General features: G+C 72.5%; 19 protein-coding genes and 1 tRNA gene. 9 read left to right on the top strand and 11 right to left on the bottom strand.

Features of this window, described 5'->3' with window-relative positions; all coding sequences use genetic code 11:
• The first annotated feature begins 96 nt into the window (after positions 1-96).
• Together GCN81_RS24220 and GCN81_RS24225 are read left to right on the top strand one after the other, a co-directional pair.
• Positions 97-912: a carbohydrate ABC transporter permease gene (locus GCN81_RS24220; RefSeq protein WP_231626950.1), complete on the top strand. Its 816-nt coding sequence runs from the start codon at positions 97-99 to the stop codon at positions 910-912.
• Between the two features lie 169 nt (positions 913-1081).
• Entirely contained in the window at positions 1082-2530 is a 1449-nt protein-coding gene (locus GCN81_RS24225) for a GH1 family beta-glucosidase (RefSeq protein ID WP_156726584.1), read from the top strand.
• Positions 2531-2622: 92 nt separating this feature from the next.
• Here the strand turns inward: GCN81_RS24225 and GCN81_RS24230 are convergent, their stop codons facing one another.
• The 4 genes from GCN81_RS24230 to GCN81_RS24245 all read right to left on the bottom strand — a co-directional run bounded on the left by GCN81_RS24230 (position 2623) and on the right by GCN81_RS24245 (position 6279).
• A complete protein-coding gene (locus GCN81_RS24230) occupies positions 2623-3345 on the bottom strand; it encodes a class F sortase (RefSeq protein WP_156726585.1) in 723 nt (240 codons plus the stop codon).
• On the bottom strand, positions 3332-3964 hold the full coding sequence (locus tag GCN81_RS24235) for a hypothetical protein (RefSeq protein ID WP_231626932.1): 633 nt from the start codon (positions 3962-3964) through the stop codon (positions 3332-3334). The genes GCN81_RS24230 and GCN81_RS24235 overlap by 14 nt, the downstream gene beginning before the upstream one ends.
• 177 nt (positions 3965-4141) lie before the next feature.
• A complete protein-coding gene (locus tag GCN81_RS24240) occupies positions 4142-5542 on the bottom strand; it encodes a sensor histidine kinase (protein ID WP_156726586.1) in 1401 nt (466 codons plus the stop codon).
• On the bottom strand, positions 5539-6279 hold the full coding sequence (locus tag GCN81_RS24245; protein WP_197287758.1) for a response regulator transcription factor: 741 nt from the start codon (positions 6277-6279) through the stop codon (positions 5539-5541). Before GCN81_RS24245 ends, GCN81_RS24240 begins: the two co-directional genes overlap by 4 nt.
• A gap of 129 nt (positions 6280-6408) precedes the next feature.
• Here GCN81_RS24245 and GCN81_RS24250 point away from each other — a divergent pair, with 129 nt between their 5' ends.
• The gene (locus GCN81_RS24250) at positions 6409-7017 is read left to right on the top strand and encodes a hypothetical protein (RefSeq protein ID WP_231626933.1); all 609 of its coding nucleotides are present in this window, start codon (positions 6409-6411) and stop codon (positions 7015-7017) included.
• Positions 7018-7071: 54 nt separating this feature from the next.
• On the opposite strand, the gene GCN81_RS24255 is transcribed toward GCN81_RS24250, so the two are convergent.
• From GCN81_RS24255 to GCN81_RS24275, 5 genes are read right to left on the bottom strand one after another with little or no spacing between them, the layout of a single operon-like run.
• Positions 7072-7941, bottom strand: coding sequence for a spermidine synthase (locus GCN81_RS24255; RefSeq protein WP_156726588.1), 870 nt, complete (start codon positions 7939-7941; stop codon positions 7072-7074).
• Positions 7942-7969: 28 nt separating this feature from the next.
• Positions 7970-9349, bottom strand: a complete 1380-nt coding sequence (locus GCN81_RS24260; protein ID WP_231626934.1) for an AAA domain-containing protein — start codon at positions 9347-9349, stop codon at positions 7970-7972.
• The gene (locus tag GCN81_RS24265) at positions 9346-10944 is read right to left on the bottom strand and encodes a hypothetical protein (RefSeq protein ID WP_156726589.1); all 1599 of its coding nucleotides are present in this window, start codon (positions 10942-10944) and stop codon (positions 9346-9348) included. The genes GCN81_RS24260 and GCN81_RS24265 overlap by 4 nt, the downstream gene beginning before the upstream one ends.
• Positions 10935-12125 (bottom strand): hypothetical protein, encoded by a 1191-nt coding sequence (locus GCN81_RS24270; RefSeq protein WP_156726734.1) that lies wholly within the window; start codon positions 12123-12125, stop codon positions 10935-10937. Before GCN81_RS24270 ends, GCN81_RS24265 begins: the two co-directional genes overlap by 10 nt.
• On the bottom strand, positions 12100-13101 hold the full coding sequence (locus GCN81_RS24275; protein ID WP_156726590.1) for a phosphatase PAP2 family protein: 1002 nt from the start codon (positions 13099-13101) through the stop codon (positions 12100-12102). Before GCN81_RS24275 ends, GCN81_RS24270 begins: the two co-directional genes overlap by 26 nt.
• Positions 13102-13357: 256 nt before the next feature.
• On the opposite strand from GCN81_RS24275, the gene GCN81_RS24280 reads away from it, so the two are divergent.
• A complete protein-coding gene (locus GCN81_RS24280) occupies positions 13358-13954 on the top strand; it encodes a histidine phosphatase family protein (RefSeq protein WP_156726591.1) in 597 nt (198 codons plus the stop codon).
• Positions 13955-14003: 49 nt separating this feature from the next.
• On the opposite strand, the gene GCN81_RS24285 is transcribed toward GCN81_RS24280, so the two are convergent.
• A complete protein-coding gene (locus GCN81_RS24285; protein WP_156726592.1) occupies positions 14004-15482 on the bottom strand; it encodes an ATP-binding protein in 1479 nt (492 codons plus the stop codon).
• A 269-nt stretch (positions 15483-15751) separates the two neighbouring features.
• Here GCN81_RS24285 and GCN81_RS24290 point away from each other — a divergent pair, with 269 nt between their 5' ends.
• From GCN81_RS24290 to GCN81_RS24310, 5 genes are all read left to right on the top strand, one after another.
• Positions 15752-16300, top strand: coding sequence for a hypothetical protein (locus tag GCN81_RS24290; protein WP_407698014.1), 549 nt, complete (start codon positions 15752-15754; stop codon positions 16298-16300).
• Positions 16301-16365: 65 nt separating this feature from the next.
• On the top strand, positions 16366-16707 hold the full coding sequence (locus tag GCN81_RS24295; protein ID WP_156726593.1) for a hypothetical protein: 342 nt from the start codon (positions 16366-16368) through the stop codon (positions 16705-16707).
• Positions 16708-16952: 245 nt separating this feature from the next.
• Entirely contained in the window at positions 16953-17741 is a 789-nt protein-coding gene (locus GCN81_RS24300; protein ID WP_156726594.1) for a dienelactone hydrolase family protein, read from the top strand.
• A gap of 121 nt (positions 17742-17862) precedes the next feature.
• Positions 17863-18507, top strand: coding sequence for a bifunctional DNA primase/polymerase (locus tag GCN81_RS24305; RefSeq protein WP_156726595.1), 645 nt, complete (start codon positions 17863-17865; stop codon positions 18505-18507).
• Positions 18498-18571, top strand: a tRNA-Lys gene (locus tag GCN81_RS24310). The genes GCN81_RS24305 and GCN81_RS24310 overlap by 10 nt, the downstream gene beginning before the upstream one ends.
• Before the next feature lie 66 nt (positions 18572-18637).
• On the opposite strand, the gene GCN81_RS24315 is transcribed toward GCN81_RS24310, so the two are convergent.
• On the bottom strand, positions 18638-19900 hold the full coding sequence (locus tag GCN81_RS24315) for a M6 family metalloprotease domain-containing protein (protein ID WP_231626935.1): 1263 nt from the start codon (positions 19898-19900) through the stop codon (positions 18638-18640).
• Positions 19901-19956 lie beyond the last annotated feature (56 nt).

A 19956-nucleotide genomic window follows, 5' to 3' on the forward strand; every position in this document is an offset into this window, starting at 1 on the left:
GGCACGAGGCAGGACCCGACCCGGGACCCGGACGCCCCGGACAACCGGCAGGGAGGCAAGGGCCGCCGCCATGGCCGGAGTCGGGCCGGGCGGACGATGCACGGTGGCCGGATCACGTACGCCGTACTGATCCTGATCAGCGTGGTCTCGCTGTTCCCGCTGGTGTGGACGGCGATCGCCGCGTCCCGCACCAACACGCGGCTCGCCGAGACGCCACCGCCGTTCTGGTTCGGCGGCAATCTCTTCAAGAACATGGAGATCGCCTGGACCGATGCCAACATGGGCATGGCGCTGCTCAACACCACGATCGTGGCCGGGTCGATCGCGGCCGGTACGGTCGTCTTCTCGACCCTCGCCGGGTTCGCCTTCGCCAAGCTGCGCTTCCGCCTCAAGAACGTGCTGCTGCTCCTGGTGATCGGCACGATGATGGTGCCGCCGCAGCTCAGCGTCGTACCGCTGTACATGCTGATCGCCAAGCTGGAGTGGACCGACCAGCTCCAGGCCGTCATCCTGCCGACGTTCGTCAGCGCCTTCGGCGTGTTCTTCATGCGGCAGTACCTGCTCCAGGCGCTGCCCACCGAACTCATCGAGGCGGCCCGGGTGGACGGGGCGAGCAGCCTGCGGGTCATCTGGCATGTGGTGTTCCCCGCGGCCAGACCCGCGATGGCCGTCCTGGGCATGCTGACGTTCGTACAGGCCTGGAACGACTTCTTCTGGCCGATCATCGCGCTGACCCAGGCGGGCAACCCGACGGTTCAGGTCGCGCTGACCGGTCTTGGCCAGGGCCATATCCCGGACCAGTCGGTGATCATGGCGGGGGCGCTGCTGGGGACGCTGCCGCTGCTGCTCGCGTTCGTGCTGTTCGGGAAGCAGATCGTGGGCGGGATCATGCAGGGCGCGGTGAAGGGCTGACGGCGTCTGTGGTCTGCCTCTGCGTTCTGCCTCTGCGTTCTGCCTCTGCGTTCTGCCTCTGTCGTTGCCGTTGCCGTTGCCGTTGCCGTGATCCCTCACCGGCTTCCCCGTCTCACCTCCCCCCTCCCCTCTCCCTCCGTCCTGTCCGCACTATCATGGGAGCGCTCCCGTGCCATCAGCGAACCTGAGCTTTCCGCCCGACTTCCTGTGGGGCGCCGCCACCGCCGCCTACCAGATCGAGGGCGCCACCCAGGAGGGCGGCCGCACCTCCTCGATCTGGGACACCTTCAGCCACACCCCCGGCAAGGTACTCGGCGGCGACACCGGCGACACCGCCTGCGACCACTACCATCGATGGCGCGACGACGTCCGTCTGATGGCGGAACTCGGCCTGCGCAGCTACCGCTTCTCCGTCTCCTGGCCACGGGTACAGCCCACCGGCCGCGGCCCCGCCGTCCAACGTGGCCTGGACTTCTACCGGGAACTCGTCGACGAGCTACTGGCGCACGACATCACCCCGGCGGTCACCCTCTATCACTGGGACCTCCCACAGGAGTTGGAGTCCGCCTTCCCCAGCGGCCACGCCGCGGGCGGCGGCTGGCCCGAGCGCGACACCGCCCACCGCTTCGCCGAGTACGCCGGGATCGTCGCCGAAGCCCTCGGTGACCGCGTCGCGCGGTGGACCACCCTCAACGAGCCGTGGTGCAGCGCCTTCCTGGGGTACGGCTCAGGCGTGCACGCCCCCGGCCGCACCGAACCCGTGGCGGCGCTGCGCGCGGCCCATCACCTCAACCTGGCGCACGGCCTGGGCGTCCAGGCACTGCGCGCCGCCCTGCCCGCCCGCGCGCGGATCGGTATCAGCCTCAACCCGAGCGCGGTCCGCCCCCTGACCGCGTCGGCCGAGGACCTCGACGCCCAGCGCAGGATCGACGCACTCGCGAACCGGGTCTTCACCGGCCCGCTGCTGAAGGGCACCTACCCCCAGGACCTCCTCACCGACACCGCCCACCTCACCGACTGGTCCTTTGTACGCCCTGACGACCTGGCCGCCATCAAGCAACCCCTCGACTTCCTGGGCATCAACTACTACGCGCCCGCGGTCGTTTCGGCCGCGTCCGGCGAAGTCGACCCCTCGGCCCCGCGCCGGGACGGCCACGGTGACAGCCCGCACTCCCCCTGGCCGGGCTCCGAGTCCGTGCTCTTCCACCACGCGCCGGGCGAACTCACGGCGATGGGCTGGCCGGTGGACCCGACCGGCCTGACCGACCTTCTCCTGCAGTACACCGCCGAGGCGCCCGGGGTCCCCCTGTTCATCACGGAGAACGGCGCCGCGTACGACGACAAGCCGAACCCCGACGGCTCGGTCCACGACCCGGAACGCGTCCGCTATCTGCACGGCCACCTCGCCGCCGTACACCAGGCGATCCGCGCTGGGGCCGATGTGCGCGGCTACTACCTCTGGTCGCTGCTCGACAATTTCGAGTGGTCGTACGGCTATAGCAAGCGCTTCGGCATGGTCTACGTGGACTACGAGACGCAGGCGCGGGTCCCCAAGTCCAGCGCGCGCTGGTACGGGAAGCTGGCGGCGACCGGGGAACTACCGGAAGCGGAGGACTGACAGCCGACGTGCCGGTGGGGCCCGCGCGGGTAAGCGGGCCCCACCGGGGCATCGGGCGTCGGGCGTCGGGCGTCGGGCATGCGACCGTACGGTCATACGGCCCGTGCGACGTCCGTGAGGTGGGCGAAGACGACGACGTTGGCGGCGTAGCCCGTCTTGGGGTTGAACGCTCCGCCGCAAGTGAGCACCCGGAGTTCGGGGCGTCCGGTCGAGCCGTACACCTTTCTGTCCGGGAACCGCGCCCTGTCGTACGTCTTGACCGCGTCGACCGTGAACACGGCGGTGAGGCCGTCCTCGCGCGTGACCCGGACGGTGTTGCCAGGCTTGAGCGAGTTGAGGTTGAGGAAGATGGCCGGGCCGGTGCGGGTGTCGCGGTGGCCCACGGCGATCGCCGTTCCCTTCTCGCCGGGCGTGGGACCGTCCTTGTACCAGCCGACCAGCCGGGGGTCGTCCATCGGAGGGCTGCGGAGCTGTCCCTTCCGGTCGAGCCCGAGACCGGTCACGGGCGCGTCGATGGTGATCGCGGGGATGGCGAGCCGGGTCGCGCGCGAAGGCCCCAGCGGCTTGGACGGCGGCTTCGGCGGCGGTTTCGGCGGCGACTTCGCGGACGGGGAGGGCGACGGCGTTGTCGGGGCCGCCACGGTCGGGCCGGGCGCGGGGTCGGCGGCGATCGGGGGCTTCCCGGACGGCTCGCCGTCCTGGGCCCACCAGATGCCGCCGACGACCAGCGACAGGGCCACCACGACCGTCCTGGTGAGACGGAGGAGGCGCCTGCGCCTGCGCGAGTACCGGGACCAGGGGCTACGCCGCGCCATCGTTGCGACGGCGGGACCGACGAATGAAGATCAGCCCGGCCGTCCCCGCGACGCCCGCCGCGAGCGCCGTACCGACGCTGAACGGGCTGGTGGCACTGGCGGCCTCGACCGTGTCGGCCGCTCCGCCGCCGCCCGCGCCCACACCGCCGTTCGGCGGCTTGCCGTTGCCGTTGCCGTTGGGCGGGCAGTCCACCTGGAACACCTTCATCTTTCCGGCGCCGGAGGCTCCCTCGAAGGTCCAGGTGAGCTTGTACATGCCGTTCGGCAGGGTGAGCGTGTCGGTGTGTCCGGTTCCGGTGGCGAGCGTGATCGACCCGTCGAGGCTCGCTCCGTCGTTCTTCATCGGCTGGGGGACGATCTCCCAGGTGACTTCCTGGAGCGTGTCGAAGTTGAACGCGGCCAGGTAGAACTTGCACACCTTGGGCTCGTTGCGCGGGTCGTCCGTCGGCGTACCTTCTTTGTGGATCTTGACGTCCCCGTTGTCACCGGGAGCGGCGACGGCCGCGGGCGCGCCCGCGAGGGTGACGCCCGCTAGGGCGAGCCCGGCGATGGTGGTGCGGACCGTGGTGCGGGCGGTGGTGCGGACGGTGGTGCGCAGGAGTGGTCGGGCAGCGGTCATGCGGGTTCCTCCGTGGAGATGTCGGATTGATCAGCCGATAATCTGACTATCTGTCACGAAGGGGTATACGGGGTGACGGCACGGCGTGCCGCCGCCCGAATCCCCCGTACGGCCCTGGCGGCTGAGCCCACGCCGCGGCCCTGTCGGAAACCGCGGCCCGAGCGGAATCCGCAGCCCCTAAGCGGAAGCCGCGCTCCGGTTACGTCCCCGTACCGCCCCCCGATGCCCCCGCCGCCCCGACGCCACCCGCCGTCCGTCCAGCTGAAGCCAGATCCGGACCTCCGTGCCGCCGAGCACCGACGAGCCGATCCGTACGTCGCCGCCCGTGCCCTCCGCCAACTGCCGCACGATGTCCAGGCCAAGCCCGGTCGACCCCAGGGCCCCGGACCCACCCGGGCTGCCGCCGCGCGCCAACGCGGCCTCCGGGTCCGTGATGCCAGGACCGGCGTCCGAGACCAGCACGATCACCGAGTTCGTATCGGCCCCACCGCTGTGCACATCCACCGCGAAGGCGGTGCCCTCCGGGGTGTGCCGGAAGATGTTGCCGAGCAGGGCGTCCAGCGCCGCGCTCAGGTCGGCCCGCGCCACCGGGACCCGTACCGGACGGTCCACACCCGCGACGCGCACCTCGCGGCCCTCGTCCTCGGCGAGCGCCGACCAGAACTCCATCCGCTCCCGGATCACCGCGGCCGCGTCACAGTCCACGCCGCCCTGCCCGGGTACCGACTTGGCGTCGCGCGCGGTGCGGATGATCGTGTCGACCTCGTGTTCCAGTTGCTCGACCGCGGCCCGGGTCTGGTCGGCGGCGGGTCCTTCGCCCAGCGAGGCCGCGTTCAGCCGCAGCACGGTCAGCGGTGTACGCAGCCGGTGCGAGAGATCGGCGGCCAGCTCACGTTCGTTGGCCAGCAGCCGCACTACCTGGTCAGCCATCGAGTTGAAGGCGACAGCCGCTGACTTCAGCTCGGTCGGGCCCTCCTCGGGGACCCGTGCGGTGAGCTGCCCCGCGCCCAGGTCCTGTGCCGCGTCGGCCAGTCGCCTGGCCGGTTGGACCATGCGTACGCCCAGCCGGTCGGCGACCGCGACCGAGCCGACGATCAGCGCGATCCCGACCCCGGCGAGCACCGTCCAGGCCGTGGTCACGCCGTTGGTGACCTCGTCCTCGGGCACGAAGACCTCGACGACCGCGATACTGCCGGTGTTCAGCGCGGTGGGTTGCAGCAGTACGGAGCCACCGGGCGCGTCCGCGATGGCCGCGCTGCCCGTCTCGCGGCTGGTGGCCAGGTCCCGCTGGGTGGCCCGGCGGCGGCCGATCTCCAGCGCGGGCGCGTCCCCCGTGGCGGGGACGTGAACGGCCATCCGGCCGTCGGCGCCTGCCTGGGTGGAGGCGACGGCCCGGGTCAGCTGGTCACGGTCGGTGGTGATGGAGAGGGTGGGCCCGATGGCGGCGGCCTGCCGCTCGGCGCTGGAGAACGCCCGGTCGCTCGCCATCTCCTTGATGACCAGGCCCAGCGGGACCGCGAAGGCGATCACCACCATCGCCGTGACCGCCAGACAGACCCTGACCAGCGCCCATCTCATCGCGGCGGGCCTGGCTGCTGGGGCGGGCCTGGGTGTGGCGGGCCAGCCTGGGGCGGCTCCAGCTTCACGCCCACCCCCCTCAGGGTGTACAGATAGCGCGGCTTGGCAGCCGTCTCGCCCAACTTCCTCCGCAGCCACGACAGATGTACGTCGATGGTCTGGTCATCCCCGTACGACTGCTGCCAGACCTCGGAGAGCAGTTCCCTGCGCGAGACGACGACTCCGGGCCGCCCCGCGAGGAAGGCCAGCAGGTCGAACTCGCGCCGGGTCAGATCCAGGGCCGTACCGTCCAACTCCGCCTGGCGGCGCAGCGGGTCGATACGCAGCCCGCCCACCGTGAGGGTCCGGGACACGGGCGGCTCGCCGCCGCCCCGCGCGCCCGCGCGCCGTAGCACCGCGGCCATTCGCGCCGACAGGTGCTCCACCGAGAACGGCTTGGTCAGATAGTCGTCCGCGCCGTCGTTGAGCAGCCGGACGATCTCGGCTTCGTCGTCCCGGGCCGTCGCGATGATCACCGGTACCTGGGTGATCCCGCGCAGCATCTTCAGCGCCTCCGCCCCGTCCAGATCGGGCAGCCCCAGATCCAGGATCACCAGGTCGAAGCGGACATGGGCGACCTCGCGCAGCGCCTCAAGGGCGGTGCCGACGCTCCGTACGGTGTGCGAGGCCTCGGTCAGATGCCGGATGAGGGCGGAGCGTACGAACTGATCGTCCTCGACGACGAGCACACTTGCCATGGGCGGCACCGTACGCCATACGGGCGACCGGAGTTGCCGCCAGGACGCCAGGGCCTGTCCGGCCGGCCCTGGTCGTCATCCGGACACCTCTGCACACGGCGCCCCGCATGCGGCAGTATGGCCCGCGCGATGCGAAGAGCACTGACACACGGCGCCGCCTGGGCCTGCGCCACCGCGGCAGCGGTCACGCTGTCCTGGTGGGGCGTGCATACGGTGATGTCGGGGACGGCGTACGACCGGCCGCGCGCGCTGCCCATCGCGGGACTGCCGCAGGACGACCCGACGGAGGGTTCGCGCCACGGCGACGACGACCGCCCGCAGTCGGATTCCACACGACGCCCCCAGGAATCCGCGACGGCCAGCGCGACGGAGCGTGGGACGCCGCCGCCCAAGGACGACAAGTCCCGCGCGACGGACCGGCCGTCGAGCGGCGCCTCGGCGGACGGGGCGAGCGGCCGTCCGTCCCGCACACCGGACAGCGGCGCTTCGCCCTCGGCGACGGCGACGGCCTCCACCGGCACGGTGAAGGGCTACACCGCCGCGGGCGGCCGGGTCGTCTTCGATATCGGGGAGTCGTCGGCCGAGTTGGTCTCGGCGACGCCGAACTCCGGCTGGCAGATGCAGGTGTGGAAGCAGCCGAAGTGGATCAGGGTTACCTTCACCCGGGGCGACCGCGAGGTCTCGGTGTTCTGTACCTGGCACAACCACGCGCCGCTGGTGGAGATCGACGAACGCTGACCGAACCTCGGCCCGTACCGGCCTCGTGTTCATCAGCCCGTACCGGCCTCGCGTTTACTTGAAGGCGTCGGGCGGTGGTGCCGGTGAGGCGACCGCGGCCGCGTCGGTCACGGCGGCCGCTCCGCCCGTGAAGTCCCGCAGCGCCCGGCCGTGTTCGACCCGCCCCGGGTGCGGGTCGCTCGCGATGCGCCGGGTCAGGTCGGCGATCGGCAGCTCCCGGTCGGACGCGAGCAGTACGGCGTTGCCGAAGCGCTTCCCGCGCAGCACGGCCGGGTCGGCGGCGAGCGCGAGTTCGGGGAAGACGGCGGCGGCCGTGGCGATCTGGCCGCGCAGGTGGGCGAGCGGCGGGCCGTCGGCGAGGTTCGCCGCGTAGTGGCCGCCGGGGCTGATGACCCGGCGTACCTCGTGGAGGAACTCCGTACTGGTCAGATGGGCCGGGGTCCTGGCGCCGCTGAACACATCGGCGATCAGCAGGTCGGCCCAGCCGTCGGGGATCTTGGCGAGCGTCTGCCTGGCGTCGGCGGCACGTACCCGTACCCGCGCGTTGCCGTCCAACGGCAGCTCGCGGCGCACCAGCTGGACCAGCGCCGCGTCCCGCTCCACGACCTGCTGGGTGGAGCGCGGCCGGGTGGCGGCGACATAGCGGGCCAGCGTGAAGGCGCCGCCGCCCAGGTGCACCGCGCGCAGTGGCTTGCCGGGCGGTGCGACGAGGTCGACGATGTGGCCGAGCCTGCGCTGGTAGGCGAAGTCGAGGTACGTCGGGTCGTCGAGGTCCACATGGGACTGCGGCGCGCCGTCCAGCAGGAGCGTCCAGGCCCGGCGCCGCTCCGGGTCCGGCACCAGCTCGGCCAGCCCGCCGTCCACGTTCTCGACGACGGTTTCCGCTTCCCGCTTCTCGCGCTTCTCCCGCTTTCTCCTGGCCACGGGCCCATTATCGCCGCTACGGCCGCCGCTACGGCCGCCACTCAACGCGGTGCTCGGCCAGCCGCGCCAGTACCGCGTGGTTGGCCTCCCAGCCGTCGGGGAACTTCATCGTGACGCCGAGTTGGACCGGCTCGGTCGAGGGGTGGTCGTCGAGGAGTTCGGCGACGCCCGCGCGGCAGACGACGATGCAGGCGTGCCGGTGCCGGGAGGTCAGGACGCACAGGCGGCCGGTCTCCAGGTGGAAGGCGGTGGCGTCGGGGCGGCCGGAGAGCGGGTGCAGGACGACGGTGACGTCGTACTCGCGGCCCTGGAGTCGGTTGGCGGTGTCGACCGTGACGCCGGTGACGGCGAGGTCGGCCAGTGCGGCGCGGACCGCGGCGGCCTGGTCGCGGTGGGCGGTGCCGACGGCGATGCGGTCGGGGGTGAGCGGGGCGGGGTCCGGGGCGCGCTCGCTGAGGGTGGCGCCGCCGCGGTCCAGGAGGCGGCGGACGACGCGGGCCACGGCCCGTACCGCCTCGGGGTCCGTGCGCGGGGTGTGGCGGGCGGGCAGTTCGAGCAGGCCCCAGCCCGACGCGGCCGCCTCGTCGATCACCTGGTCGGGCGCGGAGCCGTCGGCGGCGACCCCGAAGCGCAGCGTCCGGTCGCCGTGGTCGGTGCCGCTGCGGAACCGCGTATAGGGGTAGAAGGCGTCGCTCACCAGCGGCGCGGCCGACGCGGGCAGTCGCCAGGACACCGGGAGACGGTGCTGCGGCAGCTCCGGGTTGTGCGCGAGCAGGGTGTTCACGGCGCTCGCGGACGGATCGTAGGACAGTCCGGCCCACTGCTCGGCCCCGACGATCGCGAACGGGTCCAGCTGACCGGGGTCGCCCACGAACAGGGCCCGCTCGAACAGACCCGCCACGGCGAGCAGCGCGTCCGAGCGCATCTGATAGGCCTCGTCCACGATCGCGTGCTGCCAGGGCTCGGCACCCTTGACGTGCGCCCACTTGGCCGCGGTGGAGATGACGACGTCGAGTCCGGCGAGCTCGGACGCCTTCGCTGACTTCCGTACGTGGGCCAGGTCGTCCAGTGCCTTGTCGTACGGGTCGGCCTCGCTGCTGTGCAGCCGCCCGACGGGCAGCTCGGGCTGCTTCTCGGCGAGCCGCAGCACCAGGTCGTCGACCTGGGCGTTGGTCTGCGCGACGACCATCAACGGGCGCCCGGCGGCGGCCAGTTCCAGGGCGGCGTTGACGACGAGCGTGGACTTGCCCGCGCCCGGCGGCGAGTCCACGACCACGCCGCGCGCGCCGCCGCGCAGGGTGTCCCGCAGGATCGCGCGGGTCGCCTCGTCGGCGGCGGCCCCGGGGTCGAAGGACTCAGCGGCGCTGGGCCCAGCGCCGATGGACCCGGCGCCGATGGGTTCCGTCACAGCATGTCCTCCTCGGTCACCGGGTCAGGAAGCGGCACGGCCACCGCGCCGGAGGCGTCCGGGGGCCCGCCGTGGGTCCACGGGGTGTCCTCCGGCTCGGGGAGCGCGGGTCCGCCCCTCGGCGCGTGGTCGAACAGGGTCCAGCAGACCCGCTCGCCCTTCTCCGGCACCGACCCCTCGTCCGGCTCCTTGCTCCGCCCCATCTTGTCCAGCAGCCGCAGCACCACCGCGCCGTCCGGCTCGTACGCCACGAACTGGGCTGACTGTGGCTTGCCCGCCAGTGAGCGGTAGACCTTGGCCCGCTCGCCGAGGTGCGGCCGGTCCTCGGTGCGCACCGTGATCAGCGGCCGTGGGCTCGGGCGCTTGCTCTCGCTGTACGCCATGACCACGTCGGTGACCTCACCGGCGAAGGCCTCTCCGGCGAGTCGGCGCCCGGCCATCACCAGTGGGTCGTCCAGCGCCTCCTGGGCTTCAAGGCGGGCCTGTGCCGTCTCGCGGGCGGCGAGTTTGTTGGCCGCGGTGACCGCGTCGTCGTGGCGTGGCTGCGGGGGTTCGCCCGCCAGGACGCGGTCGCGGTGGCCGGTGTACGACCAGCGGTCGCGGGTCCAGCGCTCGGCCGCGCGATCGCCTTCGGGCAGCTCCCGCAGCAGGTCCAGGCCTCGCCAGACGGCGTCCCAGGTGGGGCGGGTCCGGCTCTCGACGAGGGTACGGATCGCGTGCTCGGCGGCGGTCAGTTCGGCCAGCCGCTGGTCGGCGGCGAGGCCGTCCTCGGCGGCGGCGAGGGCCGTACGGGCGCGGTCGTAGCGCTCGATGGCGGGAGCCAGCAGCTTGTTGTCGAAAGCCGGGTCGGTGGCCGGGCCCGCGGGCGGGCAGACCAGTTGGCCCTGGGCGTCCCTGGCCAGCTCGGCACGGAGCGCCGCGTCGGCGCCGCGCTCCCCGGGCGGCGGGTCGATCCAGGCGAGCAGCGCGCCCAGGTGCTGGTCCTCCAGGCTGGACTGGCCGCTCGCCCAGTGCCGGGACAGCAGGTCCGTCATGGCCGTCAGCAGGGCGGAGCCGGGCACCCTGGCCCGTTCCCCGAAGTGCGTCAGCCAGCGGCCGAGCAGCGGGACGCGGGGCGGTGCGGGGTAGGGCGTGTCCGGGTCCTGTTCGGCGGTGCGCCTGAACCGCATCGACCGGCCCAGCAGCCGGACGAACTCCACGCCCGCCCGGCCGGGCACCACCAGTTGCGGGGCGTCCGTGCACAGCTCGACCTCGACCTTGACGCGCTTGCCGGTCTCCGGGTCGCTCTCACTGCGCTCGGCGGCTTCGGTGTCCGCCGCGAACCCGTCGACGTACGGCAGCACGACCTCCGCCAGCTCGGCGAGGAACGCGAACCTGAGCTCGCGGTCGCGCGGCTGGGGCACGACGAGCAGCCGGGGCGCGTCGCGCTCGGTCCCGACCAGCGCGCCCAGGGGGGCGCCTGCCTCGCCTGCGGTTGTCAGAGGCACGAACACGAGTGGGTGGTCGGCGAGGTGGCGGTGGCGGACGGTGGCCACGGGCTGGGCCCGGCCGGTCTGTACGGCCTCCAGGCGGGCCAGGGTGCTGATCAGCGACATACGCCCGCCACCTCACCCAGCGCCTCAGCACCCAGCGCCTCAGCACGCAGCACCGCCGCACGGCGCAGGGCGTGCACGGTCGGATCGTCGAGCTCTGCCAGCTCGTCCCGGTCGCCCGACGCCTCACAGGCCGCCGCGAGCACCCCGGCCACCGTCGTCAGCTCCCCGAGCTCGCCCCGTACGGAGCGGCCGAGCAGGGTCACCGCGCCCTCCTCGCGGGCCCTGGCGCGGCAGTGGAAGGCCAGCTCGCAGGCGGCCAGGCACTCCGGGGCGTACGCCGCGGGCACCGACTCGACCGCGGCCGTCAGCTCCTCGGCCGGACGCTCCGGGTCGAAGGTCGTGCCGGGTGGCAGCGCGGCGGCGATGTCCTCGATCCGGGTCAGCCGGGCCAGTTGGCGCCGGGTGACGGACAGCTGCTTACGGACGTCGACGACCGAGGCGGTCGGGAGGTTGGAGAAGTCCTTGGGGCAGACCAGCAGCACCCGATGGCGCACGCGGGGCAGGGGCGGGGGCGGGGGCGTGGCCAGGGGCGCGGCCGGGGTCCCGGCCGCCTGCTCCGCGACCCGCTCGGCGACCCGCTCCAGCGCCAGCGCGTACACCGCCGCCTGCCGGGCCGCCGCACCCACCTTCGCCGCGTCAGCCGAGCCGTCGATCATCGGGAACGACTTGATCTCGATGACCGTCCAGTGTCCGTCCGGGTGCACCACCACCGCGTCCGGCTCCAGAAACGCCACCGACCCGGCGACGTCGAGCGCCAGCATCGGATGGTCGAGCAGCGCCCAGCCCCCCGCCTCGGAGGCCTCCTTCAGGGCGAGCGCGGTACGCGCGGCCCGGCCCTCGGGCCCCACGGCCGCGAGGTCCGGGGTGGCCACCGCACCGGGCACCGCCTCGGGGCCACCGCCGACCCGCTCGTACACCAGGCGCAGCAGCTCGGCGCCGCCGTCCGCCTTGACGCGCGCCTCGAAGGCGTTCCCCCGGACGAACGCGAACTGCGACTGCCCGAACCCGGAAGGCGAGCCGAGCGCCGTCGCCAGTACGGACTTGTCGATCCCGGCGCCGTCCAGCAGCGCGCGCCGTCGGCAGCCGGGGTTGGCGGCGAGCGCGGCCAGCGCGCGGGCGTCCAGCGGCTTGGGCAAAGCCGCCGGGCCGCGCAGCTCAGCGAGCCGCTGTCGCAGCGGTATCGCTGGTGTCGCCGCTGCCGCCTGTCCCGCCGCTACCGCCTGTTCCGCCTGTTCCGCCTGTTCCGCCGCTAGCGCCGGTGCCGCTTCCGGCTCCGATGTCCGCGTCGGCGGGACCGCTGTCGGTCCCGCGCTGATGGGGAATTCGCTCACCTGCGGAAGTCTCGCATCCACCACTGACAACCGGGGTCGAAGTGGCGGACGCGCTCGCCGTTACCGGTGCGAGGCGGGACCGCACCCGGTGGGAGAGCCGCAGCGCGGGCTTGGTGAGCAGCAGGCCGAGCCCCATGACGGCGGCCCCCGCGACCGCGTCCAGGAAGTAGTGGTTGGCGGTGCCCATGACGACGATCGTGGTCAGCAGCGGGTAGGCGACGCCGAGCGTCTTCATCAGCGGCGTACGACCGTGCTGCCAGAGCATCACCCCGCACCACAGGGACCACCCGACGTGCAGGCTGGGCATCGCCGCGTACTGGTTGGTCATGCCGCCCAGGCCGCGCGGCGCGCTCGCCTCGGCGCCCCACCAGCCGTACGAGCTGTACTGCGCCATGGTGTCGACGAAGCCATAGCTCGCGTCGAGCAGCCGCGGCGGGCAGGTCGGCATCAGTGTGAAGCCGACCAGGCCGATCAGCGTGGACACCATCAGCCAGGTGCGGGCCGCGCGGTAGTGGACGGCCCGGCTCCGGAACAGCCACACCAGGATGGCGGGCGTCACGACATAGTGCAGCGAGGCGTAGGCGAAGTCGGCGGGTATGCCCAGCCAGGGCTGCTCGGTGAAGAGCCGGTTGAGCGGGTGCTCGGCGTTGAGGGAGAGGGCCTTCTCGAAGCGGAGGATCGCCAGGCCGTTGTCGATGGCGGTGGACACGTCTCCGCGGACGACCAGCCGCCCCAGCGAGTACGCCACGTACACCACGGCGATCAGCGGGAGCTCGCTCCATACCCGAGGCCGCCCGTCGGCGTGCGGCACCCCGTTACGCGGCATCCGATCGCTTCCCCTCTGTGTGCTCGGCGACCGAAGGCTGGTCGGGCCGGTCGTCCACCCTACGGGTTGGCGAGCGGGACGACGCCGCCACCCCGGTAGGCGTACGCCTGGAGCTTTGTGCGGTTAAGACGCAGAGATCGGCTGAGAGGTTGCGCGGCGGGCCGGTTGGCCACGGTGCGCGATGATGGGAGGGAGATGATGGGACGGATGGGCCGCGGCCTGTCCACCTACTGTTCACACCCCTGGGAGGGGCCTCATGGCACCGCGCATCCTGCTGGCCCGGCACGGACAGACCGCATGGTCGCTGGCCGGAAAGCACACCGGCAGGACGGACATCCCGCTGCTGGACGAGGGACGGCGCGGCGCCCGGCTGCTGGGCGACCGGCTCCAGGGCGCCCCCTGGAACGGCCTCCCGGACGTGGAGGTGCGCACCAGCCCGCTGCTGCGCGCGCGTGAGACGTGCGACATCGCCGGTTTCGGGGAGCGCGCGAAGGAGTGGGACACCCTGATGGAGTGGGACTACGGCGCGTACGAGGGCATGGCGCCCGCCGATATCCACGCGGTGCGCCCCGGCTGGCTCATCTGGCGTGATGGCGTACCCGAAGGGGAGACGTTCGCCCAGTTCACCGCACGCGCGGACGAGGTCGTTGAGTGGGCCCGCTCGGCGGACCGCGACGTCCTGATCTTCGCGCACGGCCACATGCTGCGCGCCATAGGCGCCCGCTGGCTGGGTCTGCCGCTCGACTTCGCTGCCCGCATCCGCCTCAGCCCGACCTCGCTGTCGATCCTGGGCTGGGCGTACGGGGACCCGGCGATCGAGTCGTGGAACGATACGGGGCACTTGGACGGGTGACACCCCTCCCCGTCGGTCCGTTAGCCGGTTAGCGGTTCGGGGTTGGCGGTCAGGCCGTACGCGGCAGTGCCGCGTGGCGGGCCAGAAAGCCGTCGACCTCCGCGACCCGCCGGTGATCGGCCAGTACGCGGCTGGTGCGGGCCAGCATCGCCTGGACCCGGGACGACTGGACCTCGTGCAGCAGGTCGAGGACCTGGTGCCCGGCCAACGCGGCCTCGTCCGGCTGTCCCGCGCGCGCCAGGTCGTCGGCGAGTTCCGAGGTGTACAGCGCGAGGTTCCGCGTGAAGTGCGGGTTCTGTAGCGCGGCGGCGTACCGGGCCTGCCGCGCCGCGCGCGGCCAGTCCCCGAGCGCCGACCAGCACTGCGCCTCGAGCCCGGCGAGCTCGGCCTCTCCGTAGAAGGTCATCCACTCGGGGTCCGCGTCCGAGGCGCCACGCTCGAACAGGGACCGGCCTCGGGCCAGCGCCTGCCCGCACGCCCCGCTGTCCCCGAGCCCCGCCCAGCCGCCCGCCTCACGCAGCGCGAGCAGCGAGAGCAACCGGTCCGAACCGCACGCCTCGGCGGACCGCTGCGCGGCCTGGGCGACCCGTACCGCCTCGCGATGGCGGCCCGCGTCCCGGGCGAGGAAGGACATGTTGCAGAACGCGTGCGCCTCCAGGGCCGTGTCCCCGGCCATCCGCGCGGTCGCCAGCGCCTCCGCGTAGTGCGAGCGCGCGTCGCCGAAGCGCCCCGAGTCATGGGCCAGCCAGCCCACGGTGATGGCCAGTTCACCGGCGCTGGTGTGCAGCCGGTCCGCTGTGGACTGCCGGTACGCCCCCGCGTCGAGCAACGCGTAGGCGGTACGCAGTTCGGTCGCCGCCCGCTGGTAGAGGCCGTCGGCGCCGTGCCGGTCGTCCAGGAGCCGAATCCGGCGTACGGCCTCCTCCGCGGCGGCGGCCTCGGCGCGGCCCGCCTTGCCCCGGGCGCCTCCGGGGCGCGGGGCGGGGCCGGACGGGCCGGGACCGGACGAGCCGGGGGTCGCGGCTTCGGCGGCGCCGCCGCCTAGTCCGGCGGCCAGGCCGCTGAGGCCCAGCGAGGCGGCGGCCACGGTGGCTGTGCCGCCGGTCATGAACGCGCGACGCAGCACGTCGCTCTCCTCATCACTCTGTGTGCAGTGTGTGCTCTGTTCCGGGGCGACCGTGGCCCCCCACGCGTTCTGGAGCGTGGTGTGTGCGGGGGGCTCACTGGCAACGCCACGCGCCCCCCGTCCTCGTACCGTCTCCCGTGGTGCGAACCCGAGGTCCATCAGCGTCCGGCCCGGGAACATATGCAGGAAGACCCGCTCGTACGCGTAGTTCGGGCAGCGGATCTCACCCGACTCGACCCGCCCGATATACCGCGCGTCACACGCGACGTGCTCCTCGATCTCCCGGGCCGCCCGGCGCACCACCGAGGCGAACTCCCCCGGTGAGAGCTGTCCGCGCAGCCGCCGGAAGGCGAGGTTCGGTCGGGGGGACCCTGCTGACGGTGCCATTCGTGACGACGCCATGGCCACGGCCTCTCATGCGGTTCAGTGCCGGAGTAGTGCGGGTGCGGGTGCGGCCCGTGGACCGCCCCCTGCTCCGACGGAGCCTGAACGTACCGGCTGGGTCAGGGCCGCTATGCGGAGTTTGGCTACAAACCGGAAATCTCACCCAGGTTCTGCCATGAACTGCCACTCAATGAGGCGGCGTACCGCCGTAGCTGTTGACGCGGTCCAGCGTTGAACCGTACGGAGAGGGGGCTACCCCGCGCCCTCTCGAGCGAGGAGGGGTTCCCTTGTTGCAGTCCGGAACGGAAAACGGCGGCGCCGGAGCGACGGCGGCACAGACGTCACCCACAACGGCCTCGACCGCACAGCACGCCCCCTTGCAGGACCGTTCCGCCACTCCCGGCGGGGAGGCCCCTTTCGGCGGGGAGGCCCCTTTCGGCGGCGAACCCTCGCACCCCCCGCACCCTGCGGACTGCGACGCTGGCTGCGGCGCTGACTGCGACCTGGTGACCGTGCCCGCCCGCCAGGGCCTGGAAGCGGTGGACATCCTGCGCCGCAGCGCGACTCCGGCCATCGGCCCCGTACTGCACGACGGCGGCTGTGACACCCTCGGCTTCCTGGTACCGCCCGGCACCGCCGACGCCTGGGACCTGCCGGGCAGCGCCTGCACCCAGACCTTCGGCGGCAACCGCCCCCACGACCCAGCGCCCCCGGTCACCGGGACGGGCTGGCTCCTCCCGCCCGCCGACACCGGCCCGGTCACGGACCCGACGGTGCTGCGTGCCGCCCTGGGCGAGGCGGCGCGCATCATCGAGGCGGCGGACCGCTGCCGGTAGCGGGTGGGCGTACTTGCGCGCTACGGGACAATGGAAGGCGCACACGTACGAGGAGGAGAAAACCTATGGCGGAGCCCGAGCGCACCGAGCCACGGCTGCGACCCGCACCGTTGCTCTTCGAGCCTGCGGAGGCCTCCGCCGACCCGGAGCACTTCTTCGACCTGGAGTCGATCGAGGACCCCCGGGAACTGCTGGCACGGGCCACCGAGCTCACCCACGCGTTCCGGACCGCCACCGACCGGTCCATGGAGTTCCAGGCCATCGCGGCGGCCCAGTTGGCCGACCCCCGGCGCTTCGACCGGCTGACGCCCGCGGCGATCGCGGAGCGGGCCGAGTGGACCGAGGACTACGCGAAGCGCATGGTCGAATTCGGCCGCGAGCTGCTGCGGGCGAACACCCCCGACTAGCGCCGACTAGCGCCGCGTCAGGCAGCGTTCACCCCGCGGTGGGGGATGGCCAACTGGGCCGCCGTGATACGTTCGACGGCGTTCCGTGCGCAGCTGCGACCTGAGGAGGTGAGACCGATCAACCCTGTGACAGATCGGGCCTCCCTCCCTTGCACGACGACCTAGCACGGTCGACTACGGCCAAGCACGGTCAAGCACGGCCTGGGGAGGGCCCGAAGAAGGCACCCCGAAAGGCCTGAACCGCTATGCGCTTCACCTCTGCTTCGCCGTCCACGTCGTCTGCTTCGCCGTCCGAGTCGTCCTCCGACGGCGTTTCCGAACAGCTCTTCACCCTCGATACCGCCCTCAATACCGCCCTCGGCGAGATTCCTGGCGTGCTGTGGACGCCAGAAGGCGCCACGGGTACGCGCCCCCTGATCCTGATGGGACACGGCGGTGGGCAGCACAAGAAGGCCCCCGGCATCGTCGCCCGTGCGCACCGGTTCGTGGCCGAGTGCGGTTTCGCGGTGGTGGCCGTCGACGTCCCCGGCCATGGCGACCGGCCCCAGGACGAGGAGTACCACCGGATCGCGACCGAGAACCAGGCTCGCGTGGAGGCTGGGGAAGACCGGGCTCCGCTGATCGCTGAATTCCAGGCGCTCGTAGCCCGCCGGACCGTCCCGGAATGGCGGGCGGTCCTGGACGCGGTCCAGCGACTCGACGACGTCGGCGCTGGCCCGGTGGGCTACTGGGGCGTGTCGCTGGGCTGCGGACTCGGCGTACCGTTCGTCGCCGCGGAACCCCGGGTCCGTGCCGCGGTGTTGGGCCTGGGCGGGGCGCTGGCATCAGCCGAGGCGGCCGCGCGGATCACGGTCCCGGTGGAGTTCCTGATGCAGTGGGACGACGAACGGGTGCCGCGGGCCCAGAGCTTGGCCCTGTTCGACGCCTTGGCCTCACCCGAGAAGACCCTGCACGCCAATCCCGGCAAGCACGCGGAGATCCCCCGCTTCGAACTGGACAGCGCGACCCGCTTCTTCACCCGCCACCTGACCTGACACAACCGCGCTCCACACCTCGGACGCGTACGCGCTGGCAAGGTACTCCTCCGGTCGCGCGCTGTCCTGGTTTCCGGCAACTGTCGGCGACGAAATCCTTACCGGCGGTAGACATGTCGGCATGTCCGCACCCCAGCGCGTCCGCCACGTCCACACCGCCGATGGCCCCACCTCCAGCGACCACCCCAGCGACCACCCCATCAGCCACCCCGCCACCTTCACCACCCCCGAAGGCCTGGCCTGGCTCGCCTCCGCCACCCCCTACCCGCGCAGCACGCTCGCGCTCTGGGAGGCGCGGCCGACCGCGCCCGTCGTCGTTCCCTGCGGGGTCGCGTACGACGTGGTGAGTGTGCCCGCGGTCTTCGGGCGGGTCATGCTCGACCGGTTATGGGGCGAGGGCCCGGGGACGGGGCCGGTCGCCGCCCGTCGTGGGCGGCTGCTGCTCTTCGCCGCGCCGGGTACCGCTCAGCGGCTGCCGTCGCTGCTGGAGTGGGAGGAGTGGAGCCCCGCCGTGCCGCTGCCGCTCTGCCACGGCGCCGGGGACGCGGTGACGGTCCCGCCGCTGGTCACCGACCCGGACGCGGCGGCCGGCAGTCATCTCGGCTCGCGCTGGCTGGTCGCCCCTGACACCCGGCACCCGTGGCTGCCGGGGGCTGAGGCGCTGCTCTGGGCGGGAGTGCGGGCGGCTCGCGCCGCTGTGCATATATCGATTTTTCCTCGCCCGGATCAGGGTGCTAAGGTCTACGACGTCAGCAGGCGCCGCTAGCTCAGTTGGTTAGAGCAGCTGACTCTTAATCAGCGGGTCCGGGGTTCGAGTCCCTGGCGGCGCACAGACGGCGAAAGGCCCCTCACGCGAGTGAGGGGCCTTTCGTGTGCCCTGCCGAGCCCCTCCCCTTTTACGTCGTGATCTTCACGGTCCACGCCCCCGAACCCGTCCGGTCCATCACCTGCACCCTGACCCCTTCCCCCGGCACGGTGAAGCTCTCCCCCACCCGCACCGGCGCGTCCGCCAGCGGCGCGTACACGGAGCCGCCCCGGCAGGCCTCGGTATCCGGGTGGGCGTCGACGACCTCCACCGGCCCGGCCCCGGACGCCGTCTGGTTGCGTACGCGGTAGATCAGCACGCCCTCGGAGCAGGTCGTACGGTCGTTCCCCACGGCAGCGCGGGCCTCGATGGCGAGCACGCTGTTCTTGCCGGTACGGAGGACGATCAGCCGGGTACCCCCCGTGTGCCCCCGCGTCGGCGGAGCCGCGAGCGGTTGCAGGGTGACCAGGGTGGTGTCCCCTACGCCCACGCTCTCGACACAGGCGACCTGCCGCGTGTCCAGCCAGCCCAGCTTCCACTTGTGCCAGCCGAACAGATCCGGCGCGAGCCCGAACTGGCTGCCCATGAGGTCCCAGTCGCCGACGTGGGTGTCCCAGTCACCCTTGCCGTCCACCGGACGGTTGTACAGGTCGGGCAGGTCGAAGACATGTCCGGTCTCGTGGGCCAGCACGTTGCGGTCCGGGGGGTGCTGTTCGAAGACGGTGACGATCCGCCGGATGTCGGTGCCGTCGGCGCGCATCGGCCGGTCGAAGTTGACGACTTTGGTCGCGTCGGAGTCGACGCCGGGCGCGTGCGGGTCGGCCACCAGGTAGACGATGTCGTACTGGCCGAAGTCCACCGAGGGGTCGGCCACCGCGATCGCGTCGCGGAGGTAGCCGGTCCGACGCTCCGGGGCCCAGTCGCGCTCTATCTCGTACGAGACCGAGTCCTGCGGCATCTCGACCCACTGCCGCCCCGGGTGCGGCCGCAGCGCGAACCTGCCGTAGGAGGCCCGCTCGAAGAACTGGCTGGTGGCGGGGAAGTAGTCGGCGGTCAGCTCCCGCGGGGTGGTCCTGGGCTCCGAGTCCGGGAACGACAGGAAGATCATCACCGCGTCGAGGTGCCGCTCGGGGCGGGGGTAGTGGTCGTTCCAGGTGTCCAGGCCCTCCGAGTGGTGTGCGGCCGTGCGCTCCAGGACACAGGGGCTCGGCTGTGACTCGGCGATGGCCGGGCCCGCGACCAGGGAGGTGGCGGCCAGGGCGGCCAGCGAGGTGAACGCGGCCGCGAGCCTGCGGGTGTGCGGGGACCACCCCCCTCCACGGGGGAGATCCCGCGAGGGGAGCTGACGCTCCACGTCAACCTCCGGGTGCGGATTACGAGAGACCCCACCCAGCCTGTGCAGGTTTGTTG

Origin of the sequence: Streptomyces apocyni (assembly GCF_009739465.1) — a bacterium.
Classification (GTDB): domain Bacteria; phylum Actinomycetota; class Actinomycetes; order Streptomycetales; family Streptomycetaceae; genus Streptomyces; species Streptomyces apocyni.

What these genes read in the sequence shown, in the direction of transcription:
- GCN81_RS24275 (WP_156726590.1), bottom strand. Translation starts at nt 13,101, where the DNA reads ATGCCGCGTAACGGGGTGCCGCACGCCGACGGGCGGCCTCGGGTATGG.
- GCN81_RS24305 (WP_156726595.1), top strand. Translation starts at nt 17,863, where the DNA reads ATGTCCGCACCCCAGCGCGTCCGCCACGTCCACACCGCCGATGGCCCC.
- GCN81_RS24230 (WP_156726585.1), bottom strand. Translation starts at nt 3,345, where the DNA reads ATGGCGCGGCGTAGCCCCTGGTCCCGGTACTCGCGCAGGCGCAGGCGC.
- GCN81_RS24295 (WP_156726593.1), top strand. Translation starts at nt 16,366, where the DNA reads ATGGCGGAGCCCGAGCGCACCGAGCCACGGCTGCGACCCGCACCGTTG.
- GCN81_RS24235 (WP_231626932.1), bottom strand. Translation starts at nt 3,964, where the DNA reads ATGACCGCTGCCCGACCACTCCTGCGCACCACCGTCCGCACCACCGCC.
- GCN81_RS24300 (WP_156726594.1), top strand. Translation starts at nt 16,953, where the DNA reads ATGCGCTTCACCTCTGCTTCGCCGTCCACGTCGTCTGCTTCGCCGTCC.
- GCN81_RS24220 (WP_231626950.1), top strand. Translation starts at nt 97, where the DNA reads ATGCACGGTGGCCGGATCACGTACGCCGTACTGATCCTGATCAGCGTG.
- GCN81_RS24265 (WP_156726589.1), bottom strand. Translation starts at nt 10,944, where the DNA reads ATGTCGCTGATCAGCACCCTGGCCCGCCTGGAGGCCGTACAGACCGGC.
- GCN81_RS24280 (WP_156726591.1), top strand. Translation starts at nt 13,358, where the DNA reads ATGGCACCGCGCATCCTGCTGGCCCGGCACGGACAGACCGCATGGTCG.
- GCN81_RS24285 (WP_156726592.1), bottom strand. Translation starts at nt 15,482, where the DNA reads ATGGCGTCGTCACGAATGGCACCGTCAGCAGGGTCCCCCCGACCGAAC.
- GCN81_RS24250 (WP_231626933.1), top strand. Translation starts at nt 6,409, where the DNA reads ATGCGAAGAGCACTGACACACGGCGCCGCCTGGGCCTGCGCCACCGCG.
- GCN81_RS24240 (WP_156726586.1), bottom strand. Translation starts at nt 5,542, where the DNA reads ATGAGATGGGCGCTGGTCAGGGTCTGTCTGGCGGTCACGGCGATGGTG.
- GCN81_RS24245 (WP_197287758.1), bottom strand. Translation starts at nt 6,279, where the DNA reads ATGGCAAGTGTGCTCGTCGTCGAGGACGATCAGTTCGTACGCTCCGCC.